This is a genomic window from Streptomyces odonnellii (assembly GCF_000981895.1).
Taxonomy (GTDB): domain Bacteria; phylum Actinomycetota; class Actinomycetes; order Streptomycetales; family Streptomycetaceae; genus Streptomyces; species Streptomyces odonnellii.
The window spans coordinates 1-9,544 of record NZ_LATD01000050.1; the positions used below are offsets into that span (position 1 = coordinate 1).

General features: G+C 72.3%; 5 protein-coding genes. 3 read left to right on the top strand and 2 right to left on the bottom strand.

Features of this window, described 5'->3' with window-relative positions; all coding sequences use genetic code 11:
- The first annotated feature begins 349 nt into the window (after positions 1-349).
- Entirely contained in the window at positions 350-1,387 is a 1,038-nt protein-coding gene (locus WH07_RS06630) for a DUF3027 domain-containing protein (protein ID WP_046496470.1), read from the top strand.
- Positions 1,388-1,533: 146 nt separating this feature from the next.
- Here the strand turns inward: WH07_RS06630 and WH07_RS06635 are convergent, their stop codons facing one another.
- Positions 1,534-1,944 (bottom strand): hypothetical protein, encoded by a 411-nt coding sequence (locus WH07_RS06635; protein ID WP_046496472.1) that lies wholly within the window; start codon positions 1,942-1,944, stop codon positions 1,534-1,536.
- Between the two features lie 461 nt (positions 1,945-2,405).
- On the opposite strand from WH07_RS06635, the gene WH07_RS06640 reads away from it, so the two are divergent.
- The gene (locus tag WH07_RS06640; RefSeq protein WP_046496475.1) at positions 2,406-5,564 is read left to right on the top strand and encodes a sacsin N-terminal ATP-binding-like domain-containing protein; all 3,159 of its coding nucleotides are present in this window, start codon (positions 2,406-2,408) and stop codon (positions 5,562-5,564) included.
- A gap of 173 nt (positions 5,565-5,737) precedes the next feature.
- Positions 5,738-6,619 carry a DUF5707 domain-containing protein gene (locus WH07_RS06645; protein WP_046496477.1) on the top strand — a complete coding sequence of 294 codons (882 nt, stop codon included), beginning with the start codon at positions 5,738-5,740 and terminating at the stop codon, positions 6,617-6,619.
- 134 nt (positions 6,620-6,753) lie between these two features.
- Here WH07_RS06645 and WH07_RS06650 read toward each other — a convergent pair whose 3' ends face one another.
- Positions 6,754-9,336: a cation-translocating P-type ATPase gene (locus tag WH07_RS06650; RefSeq protein WP_046496478.1), complete on the bottom strand. Its 2,583-nt coding sequence runs from the start codon at positions 9,334-9,336 to the stop codon at positions 6,754-6,756.
- Positions 9,337-9,544 lie beyond the last annotated feature (208 nt).

Here is a 9,544-nt window from a genome sequence, read left to right on the forward strand (position 1 = left end):
GCGCGGGCCGGGCGGTACCGGCCGGACGGGACCTCCGCACACCCCGCGCGGGCCGCTACCGGGTCGTTCGCCGGGTCACGGGCTTGTTGCGGTGTTGCCCGAAGTACGGGAAAGGCGGCGTGCAGGTGGGCGGGGGGCCATGGAGGGGGTAGCGTGCGTAGCGCGCCACCGGCGGTTGTTCTCGGCCGCGCGCCTCTTCGTCATCCCGCAGAATGGAAGACGATAGGTGTGCCCGAGGCGAGGTCGGGCGCGGACGTCGATGCGGCCCTCTGGTCCGCTCCGCCCGCGGCTCGTACATCACGAATCGGCCGGCGCACCCGTGATACGGCGTAGGAGAGAAGCGAGACCTGTGAGTGCTGCGACGACGCGAAGCCGTACCCCTGACCGCCTGTGCGTCGAGGCGGTGGACCTCGCCAGGGCAGCCGCCGAGGAGGCGGCCGCGCCCGGCGTAGTCGGGGAGCATGTCTCGGCGGTGGCGGACGGCGACCGGGTCGTCACCCATTTCTTCGAGTGCAAGGAGCCGGGGTACCGGGGCTGGCGCTGGGCGGTGACGGTCGCGCGGGCCTCACGGGCCAAGGTCGTCACGCTCGATGAAACGGTGCTGCTGCCGGGGCCGGACGCCCTGCTGGCTCCGGAATGGGTGCCCTGGAGCGAGCGGCTCAGGCCCGGTGACATGGGGCCGGGCGATCTGCTGCCCACGGAGGCGGAGGATCTGCGGCTGGAGCCCGGCTACTCGGGCGAGGACGCGCCGCCGCCGAACTCGGTGCTGGCCGCGGACGCGGTGACCCCGCAGAACCTCGCGGAACTGGTGGAGGCGGAGGACGCGGGGCCGGAGGAGGACCTGGCTCCGGAGGGCGGCGCGGCCGGGCGCGGCGCGCCCGGCGCTTCCGGTGCCGGAAGCGGTACGGCTGGAAGCGGTGCAGGTGGAAGCGGTGCGGCCGGGAGCGGTGTGCTGCCGACGCGGGGCACAATCGCGTCGGTCGCGGAGGAACTGGGCATGCGCCGGGCGCGGGTGCTCTCGCGGTACGGACTGCATGTCGCGGCCGACCGCTGGGACGAGGCGTACGGCGCGAAGACGCCCATGGCGCAGGCGGCGCCCGCGCCATGCGTCTCCTGCGGTTTCCTGCTGCCGCTGGCCGGTTCGCTGCGGCAGGCCTTCGGGGTGTGCGGGAACGAGTTCTCCCCGGCCGACGGGCATGTCGTATCGCTGGCGTACGGCTGCGGCGGGCACTCGGAGGCGGCGATCATGCCCAAGCCGCCGCGCCCGGCCCCGCCGGTACTGGACTCGATGGGCGCGGACGCCTTCCCGCTGCGCCCGGCGCCCGACAGCGGCTCGGTGCCCGCGGCGGGACCGGAGGACGAGTCGGAGGACCTGGGCCACTCCTGAGGCAGGCGCCGTAAGGCAGGCGTCGTAAGGCGGACGTTCGCTGCGGCGAGCCCGATTTCCGGCGGCGGCGGACGCTGGTCCGCCCTGACGGACGGCCATCCGCCAGGGCGAAGCGTCACACACCCATGAGCGACGTTCCAGCGGAATCAGCTGCCGTAGCCACCACCTCGCAGCGCCCGGAATCCGCCCGGGCAGGTGAGAGTGACGCGCTTGGCCCCGGAGAGCGGGCCGACGACGTACCGGTAGCCGTTCGAGCAGTCGACATAGACGTAATACCGGCTGCCGTCACAGGAAACAGCGAACGTGGAACCGGAGAAATACGGGTCCCAGCACCTCAGCGAGGCCTCCTGCGGCGGCACCTCTCTGTCGGCCCCGGACGTCGCCGGGGCACCCCCGCTGACGGTCCGCCCGGTGTTCAGATCGGCCGCCGAATACCCGGCCCCGCCCGGCGCGTCCGGCCCGTCCGCCGAATAAGCCGCCGGAGCCAGCCCGCCGCCGATCCCGAGGGCGAGCAGCACCAGGGCCAGGATCACGCCCAGAGATTTGAGAATCCTCATTTCGCTCCCTTTCCGCCCCGGTTCCCCCGGCACGACCCGCCGGTACTGTGCCCGGGACAATTCGAGGATCCAGCCCCCGCGATACCGCAATCAATACGGGCAAGCATTACGTTCCGTAATCGCGGCAGAATTCCTGTTTCCGTGAAATCCTTGCCGTCCCTGGGCAGAGTCGTTTCCCCTTGCCTCTCGCCCGAATAGCAGATTCACCCGAATGTGTGGCGAATTCTTGTCAATGCGGTTTTATCCAGAAAGCGGCGGGCGGTGAGGACGCGGCCGGCGGCCGGTGGGTGAACGGGGGGCGTTTTCTGGCCGTCGACCTCATTGCGTACGGCCCGCACCGGACGCGGCGGGAGTATGTCTGTCCGGGACAGCAGCCCCGCACCCCCTCGTCGGTGTGTACGCGGTACCTTCGGGCCGGACGGGGATGGTGGGGCGCAGCCGGAGCAGAGTGGAGTCGGAACGTGAGCGGCAGGACGACCGAGGGGGCCGACCCGTTCGGGACGGCGCGGCTGCGGCGTGGAGTGCTTGACGCGTGGGGGGCCAGCCCCGCGCGGTTCCGGGAGGACGCCAACGCCGAGGAGGACCTCGCGCTCGGCGGCTACCGCGACCGGCTGGTGGTCGAGCTGGCGCAGAACGCCGCCGATGCCGCCGCCCGCGCCGGGGTGCCGGGGCGGTTCCGGCTGACCCTGCGGCCCGGGACCGCCGACAGCCCCGCCGTACTGGCCGCGGCCAACACCGGCGCCCCCCTCGACGCCGCCGGTGCCGAGTCGCTCAGCACCCTGCGCGCCTCCGCCAAGCGCGAGGGCCACGAGGGCGCGGTCGGGCGGTTCGGCGTCGGCTTCGCGGCCGTGCTCGCCGTCAGCGACGAGCCTGCCGTCATCGGCCGGCACGGCGGTGTCCGCTGGTCCCTCGCCGAGGCCCGCGAGCTGGCCGGGCAGGCCGCCGCGGCCAGCGAGGGACTCGGGGACGAGCTGCGCCGCCGCGAAGGGCACGTACCGCTGCTGCGGCTGCCCCTGCCCGCCGAGGGCACGGCGCCCGACGGGTACGACACGGTCGTCGTCCTGCCGCTGCGCGACGGCACCGCCGCCGATCTCGTCGAGCGGTTGCTCGCCGGGATCGACGACGCCCTGCTGCTGACCCTCTCCGGGCTCAGCGAGATCGTCGTCGAGACCCCGGACGGGGAGCGGGTGCTGCGCCGCTCGCAGCACGGACCGTACGTCGACATCGAGGACGGCGGGGCCGCGAACCGCTGGCGCGTCGTCGCCCACCACGGCCCCACCGCGCCCGCGCTCCTCGAAGGGCGCCCCCTGGAGGAGCGGCTGCGCCCCCACTGGTCGGTGACCTGGGCCGTCCCCGTGGACGCCGAGGGCGCTCCCCGGCGCCCCCGTACCGCGCCCGTCGTGCACGCCCCGACCCCCACCGACGAGCCCCTCGGCGTACCGGCGCTGCTGATCGCTTCGCTGCCGCTCGACACCACCCGGCGCCACCCCGCGCCCGGACCGCTCACCGACTTCCTGGTCGAGCGGGCGGCCGACGCGTACGCCGAACTGCTCGGGAACTGGGAGCCCGTCTCCACCGGCACCATCGATCTGGTGCCGGGACCGCTCGGCAAGGGCGAGCTGGACGGGCGGCTGCGGGCCGCGATCCTGGAGCGGCTGCCCCGGGTCGCCTTCCTGGCGCCCGCCGCGCCCGCCGTGCAAGCCGGAAACGACGGCGCCAAGGACAGCGAGGAGCGCGAACTCCCCGCCGCCCTGCGCCCCTTCGAGGCCGAAGTGGTCGAAGGCGCCGGCGCCGACACCGTACGTGTCCTCGCCGAAGTGCTGCCCACCCTCCTTCCCGCCGGCTTCGAGCGCCGTACCGAACTGCGCACCCTCGGTGTCGGCCGGCTCCCGCTCGGCGAGGCCATCGAGCGGATCGCCGGTGCCGAGCGTCCGCCCGCCTGGTGGCACCGGCTGTACGAATCGCTCGCCGGCGTCGACCCCGAGCGTCTTTCCGGGCTGCCGGTGCCGCTGGCCAATGGGCGTACGGCCATCGGCCCCCGCCAGGTCCTGCTGCCGCTGCCCGACTCCGAGCCCGCCACCGACCTCGCCCGGCTGGGCCTGAAGGTCGCCCATCCCGAGGCCGCCCACCCGCTGCTGGAGAAGCTGGGCGCGCTGCCTGCCACCCCGCGTGCGGTGCTGACGACCCCTCAGGTGCGTACGGCCGTCGCGGCGTCGCTCGACGCGGGCGAGACCTGGTACGCCGACCTGGGAGCCGCCGCCACCCCGGACGCCGAGGAACTGGCCGAGACCGTCCTCGGTCTCGTACGGGACGCCGGTCTGGAGGCCGGCGACGAACCCTGGCTCGGCGCGCTCGCCCTGCCCGACGAGGACGGTGAACTGGCGCCCGCCGGTGAACTCGTGCTGCCCGGCAGCCCGTTCGCCTCCGTCCTCCGCGAGGACGAACTCGCCTTCTGCGACGCCGAACTGGCCGAGCGCTGGGGCGCACAGCCGCTCGCCGCCTGTGGTGTGCTGGCCGACTTCGCGCTCGTACGCGCCACCGACGTCGTCCTCGACCCGGACGAACTGGAGCCCCGCGACGGCGACTTCGCCGAGCCCGACGACGCGGGTCTGCTGGACGCGGTCGACGTCTGGTGCGAGGACGTGCTGGACCGGCTGCCCGAGACGCCCGTACCGCCGGTCGCCACGGAGATCATCGCCGTACGGGACCTGGACCTGGTGGACGACGACGCCTGGCCGCGGGCGCTGGCGCTGCTGGCCAGGCCGCCGTACCGGGACGCGGTGACCCAGTCCGTACGGATCCTGCTGCCCGACGGCACGACGGAGACCGTACGGTCGTACACCGCCTGGTGGCTGCGCGACCATCCCGTACTGGACGGGCGGCGCCCGGCCGGGCTGCGGGCCGCGGGCGGCGATCCGCTGCTGGCGGGGCTGTACGACTCGGTGGACGCGACCGGCTTTGACGACGCCCAGGTGCTGCGGGCGCTGGGGGTACGGACATCCGTCGCGGCGCTGCTCGACGAGCCGGGCGGCGCCGCCGAACTGCTGGGCCGGCTCGCCGATCCGTACCGCGAGGTCACCCCGCAGCAGCTCCACGGCCTCTACACCGCCCTCGCCGATCTCGACCCGGAACAGGTGACGCTCCCGGACGAGCTGCGGGCGGTGGTCGACGGTGAGGTACGGGTGGTCGACGCGGCGGACGCGGTGGTCGCGGACGCGCCCGACCTGCTGCCGCTGACGGGCGGGCTGCCGCTGCTGCCGGTGTCCCCGACGCGCTTCGCCGAACTGGCGGAGCTGCTCCAGGTGCGGCGGCTGAGCGAGACGGTCGTGGCGGAGGTGACGACGGACGGGGAGGAGCACACCGTTCCTGAGTCGGTCCACGTACTGCTCGGCGCGGGTACGCCCGAGGTGTACGTCGAACACGAGGAACTCCGCGCGGGCGGCGTCGAACTGGACTGGCGCCGCACCCCGGAGGGCGTGGTCCACGCGTCGACCCTGGAGGGCGTGGCGGCGGGGCTGGCGTGGGCGGCGGGCCAGTGGCCACGACGCTTCGAGGTGGCGGCGCTGCTGGAAGACCCGTCACGGACGGAGGAACTGGCGCGCGACCGCTGGTTCGACTAGCACGCCCAGCCGCGCGCGCCGTGCCGGGTCCTCATGCTCCGGACGGACCCGGCCCGTTCGTCTGATCTTCGCAAAGAGTCCGTCCTTCCCCGCGATCGCGTACAACCATTCACCGGATCCCCATGTCTGGCTTTCCGGGTCAACGGACCCGTAGAACCAGACTTGGGGACCATATGCGTATTCGTGCCACCGTTGCCGTCGTCTCCGGCGCCCTGGCCCTGTCCGCCCTCGCCGTACCGGCCTCGCAGGCGTCACAGGCAGCTCCGTCGGACAGGCACGCCCCGGCGGCCGGGCAGTACGGCTTCCCGGCGCAGCAGCACACCGCCGTGCCGCAGGCGAAGCAGCGCGCGCTGGCGGCCACGGCCGCCAACACCGCGCCCGTGCTCAACAAGATCGTTGTGAACGGCGGCAAGCCCATCGTGGTCGGCCTGACCGGCACCAAGAAGGTGTCCGTCGCCATCACCGCCTCCGACAACTCGGGCATCGTCGACGCCTCCACGATCATCTGGATCGGCAGCAGCGTCGAGGACCCGAACGGCTACGCGTTCTTCCAGAACGAGGACGCCGCCACCTGCAAGGCGGCCAGCGCCACCACCTCGACCTGCACGCTCACCGTGACGGTCGACTCGCAGGAACTGATCAACACCGACGCCAGGACCTGGAAGGTCGGCGCCATCGCGCTGGCGAAGGACCAGGAGATGGTCCGCAAGGACGCCTTCGGCAGCGTCCAGCTCCAGCGTCTGTCGCGGCTGACGGTGAACGCCGCGCCGGAGCCCGTCAAGAAGGGCAGGACCATCACGGTCACGGGCAAGCTGGACCGGGTCAACTGGGACGGCGGCAACTACACCGGCTACGCCTCGCAGCCGGTGAAGCTCCAGTTCCGTAAGAAGAACAGCACCACCTACACCACCGTCAAGACGGTCAAGGGCGCCACCACCGGCGCGCTCAAGACCACCGTCACGGCGTCGGTCGACGGCTACTACCGCTGGAGCTTCGCCGGCTCGGCCACGACCGCCCCGATCAACGCCACGGGCGATTACATCGACGTGCAGTAGGACATGCGGCAGGACACGCGGCAGGACCTGCGGCAGGACCTGCGGTAGATCGCGGCAGACGACACGACGGAGGGGCCCGGCGGACAAGCCGGGCCCCTTCTTCTCGTACGGGCAGTCGTACGGGCAGCCTCCCGCTACGCCGGGAATCTGCGTTCCACCCACCGCCAGCACAGCTCCAGCACCCCCGACGCCACCACCGCGATTCCCACCGCCGCCCAGGGCATCGTCGTACCCACCAGCTTCAGCGCGAAGAAGTGCTGGAGCGCGGGCACGCCCAGCACCACCAGGAACGCCACCCCCATCGCCGCCACCAGCCCGATCCGCCACCAGGTGTACGGGCGCGCCACGATCGCCAGGACCCACATCGCGACCAGGAAGAGCGTGAGCGTCGCCGCGCTGGTCTCCGCGTTGAGGGAGTCGGGGCCGGTGTAGTAGTGCCGGGCCACCAGATACGTGACGAAGGTGGCGAGCCCGGCGACGACCCCCGAAGGGATCGAGTAACGCATCACCCGGCGTACGAAGTTGGGCCGCGCCCGCTCCTTGTTCGGGGCCAGCGCCAGGAAGAACGCCGGTACACCGATCGTCAGCGTGGACACCAGCGTCAGATGCCGGGGCAGGAACGGATACTCCACCTGGAAGCACGCCACCAGGATCGCCAGCAGCACCGAGTAGACCGTCTTCGCCAGGAAGAGCGTCGCGACCCGGGTGATGTTGCCGATGACCCGGCGGCCCTCCGCCACCACCGACGGCAGTGTCGAGAAACTGTTGTTGAGAAGCACGATCTGGGCCACGGCCCGGGTCGCCTCCGAGCCCGAGCCCATCGAGACGCCGATGTCCGCGTCCTTCAGCGCCAGGACGTCATTGACACCGTCCCCGGTCATCGCGACCGTGTGCCCGCGCGACTGGAGCGCGCCGACCATGTCCCGCTTCTGCCGTGGCGTGACCCGTCCGAAGACCGACGCGGACTCGACGGCCTCGGTCATCTCCTCCCGTACGGCGGGCAGGTGCCGCGCGTCGACCGTACGCTCCGCACCCGGGAGGCCCAGCTTGCCGGCCACCGCGCCGACCGAGACGGCGTTGTCGCCGGAGATGACCTTCGCGTCGACGTCCTGCTCGGCGAAGTACGCGAGGGTGTCGGCGGCGTCTGGCCGCAGCCGCTGCTCCAGTACGACGAGCGCGGTCGCCTCGGCGCCGGCCACCGCGTCCGGGGCGTCCAGTTTGGCGGGGGCACCGGCGGCACGGGCCAGCAGCAGGACCCGCAGGCCCTGCTCATTGAGGCGGTCGACCCCGGCGAGCGCGGGATCACCGGGCGGCAGCAGCACATCGGGCGCGCCGAGCAGCCAGCCCGAGGAGTTGCTGCCAGTGCCCTTGGACAGGCCTCTGGACCCGCCCCCGGACTCGCCCGTGGACTCGCGCCCGGACTCGCCCCCAGATTCGCCCGCGGACTCCGCCTCGGCGAAGGCGGCGCCGCTGTACTTGCGCGCGGAGGAGAAGGGCAGCGCCGCCGTCAGGGGCCACTCGCCGCGCTCGTCCTCGTACGCGTCGACGATCGCCCGCAGGCTGGCGTTGGGGCGCGGGTCGGACGCCCCGATCGCGCCGAGGACCTTCCGTACGTACGTCTCGTCCGCACCGCCCAGAGGCCGCAGCTCACGGATGTCCATCCCGCCCTCGGTGAGCGTGCCCGTCTTGTCGAGACAGACGACATCGACGCGCGCGAGCCCCTCGATGGCCGGCAGTTCCTGGACGAGGCACTGCTTGCGGGCGAGCCGGATGACCCCGATCGCGAAGGCCACGGAGGTCAGCAGCACCAGACCTTCGGGGATCATCGGAACGATGCCGCCGACGGTTCTGGCGATGGAGTCCTTGACATCGGTCTGCTTGACGAAAAGCTGGCTGAGGATGAGCCCGGCGGCGGTCGGGATCATCATCCAGGTCACGTACTTGAGGATGGTGCTGATGCCGTTGCGCAGCTCGGAGTCGACCAGGGTGAAGCGGGACGCCTCCTCGGCGAGCTGCGCGGCGTACGCGTCGCGGCCGACCTTGGTGGCGCGGAACGCCCCGGCACCGACGACCACGAAGCTGCCGGACATCACGGAGTCGCCGGGGCGCTTGAGCACCGGGTCGGCCTCGCCGGTGAGCAGCGACTCGTCGATTTCGAGGCTCTCGCCCTCGACCACCTCGCCGTCGACGACGACCTTGTCGCCGGGGCCAAGTTCGATGAGGTCCCCGAGGACGATCTGTGAGGTGGAGATCGCGGTGGCGACGCCGTCACGCCGTACGGTCGGCCTGGCCTCGCCGATCACCGCGAGTCCGTCGAGCTTTCTCTTGGCGCGCAGTTCCTGGATGATGCCGATGCCGGTGTTGGCGAGGATCACATAGCCGAACAGGGTGTCCTGGATCGGCGCGACGAACGCCATGATCACCCAGAGCACGCCGATGACCGCGTTGAAGCGGGTGAACACATTGGCGCGGATGATCTCGGTCGTGGAGCGGCTGCTGCGGACAGGTACGTCATTGACCTCGCCGCGGGCGATGTGCCGCGCGACCTCTGCGGCGGTCAGGCCGGTGTGGCGGCCGGAGGGCCGCGGAAGCTTGATGGGGTGTACGGGGTCGAGCTCGGCGCCCGCGTCGATGGTGGGGCCATGAGATCCGCGGCCGTGCGGCTCGGGGCCATGGGGCTCGGGGCCGTCGGTGTCGATCTTCGCCCGTTGCGTCATGGTTCCGACGGTACGGTGCCGGGACGGCGATCACCCGCCGGGGGCCCGCAGATCCGACCCTGGGACGAGCCGGTACGAGAGGGAATGGTCCTGCGGGAGTACGCGAGGGGGTGCACGCCCTAAGGGGACGGGAGCGGCACCGGAGCGCGGGCGGGTACGGGGACGTGAGCGGGTGCGCGGAGCGTGGGCCGGGGCGCGGGTGGATGCG